The organism is Shewanella sp. SG41-4 (genome assembly GCF_014164505.1).
GTDB lineage: Bacteria > Pseudomonadota > Gammaproteobacteria > Enterobacterales > Shewanellaceae > Shewanella.
In genome coordinates this window covers 1-982 of the sequence record NZ_JACJFI010000697.1, presented here as the reverse complement: position 1 = coordinate 982, position 982 = coordinate 1, and the positions used below count along the sequence as shown (strand labels likewise).

General features: G+C 37.4%; 1 protein-coding gene and 1 pseudogene. Both read right to left on the bottom strand.

The window, feature by feature from the left end; genetic code table 11:
- The coding region (locus H5202_RS23350) for a type I glyceraldehyde-3-phosphate dehydrogenase (protein ID WP_182774098.1) at nt 1–531 on the bottom strand (531 nt) is incomplete at its 3' end.
- Between the two features lie 229 nt (nt 532–760).
- Nucleotides 761–982, bottom strand: a pseudogene (locus H5202_RS23345) (DUF2989 domain-containing protein); the annotation flags it as partial.

Below are 982 nucleotides of genomic sequence, written 5' to 3'. Positions count from 1 at the left end.
CATTAAACCAGATTCAATACCAAGCTCATCATTTAACGGCTTAGCAATTGGCGCTAAACAGTTAGTGGTACAAGATGCGTTTGAAACCACTGTCATGTCAGTGGTTAACACTTCATTGTTTACGCCGTAAACAACAGTGGCATCAACATTCTTACCTGGTGCAGAAATAAGTACTTTCTTCGCACCAGCGATAAGGTGCGGTTGCACAGATTCTTTAGAAGTGAAAATACCGGTACATTCGAAAACGATATCAATTTTCAACTCTGCCCAAGGTAACTTTGATGGGTCACGTTCTTGGAAAGTTAAGATCTTGTCGCCATTAACATAGATAGCTTCATCGTCGTGATCAACTTTTGCGTTGAAACGACCATGTACAGTATCGTACTTAGTTAAGTGGGCGTTAATTGACGCGTCACCTAAATCGTTTAATGCAACGATTTCGATTGGGTAATTTTTTTCGCTTTCGTAAAGTGCACGTAAAACATTTCTACCGATACGGCCATAGCCGTTAATTGCTACACGGATAGTCATCTCATATCCCTCAAGTTAAAATAATTTGGTGGCATGTAAATCGCCTGGTTGTAAAATTACCAAATTGGCCGTAATAATCAAGTTAAATCACCCAAATATGCCGAATTAAGCCAATAATTTTGTATTTTTTTTACATTAAGCACATTTTGAATATAAATTAAGCACAGTTTTGTAAGTTGAACACTACTGTGCGTTAGCTAATATGGGCTTGTTAAAGGGGCATTTATTTCTATTGTAGTAACATCTCACTGTTACTTTTTGCAAATTGTTTGCTCATTACCGCGGAGATTAATTCCAGTGCTTGCTTGTCGAGTACTGCAGCTAATGTTTTATCACCATTAATAATAGCCAATAACTTTTCTTCATCGGCATGGTTGTCACTCATTAATAAATTTGCTCGAGTTAACAGATACTCTTTTTCAACATTTTGTTGCTGTCGATAAATCGACGC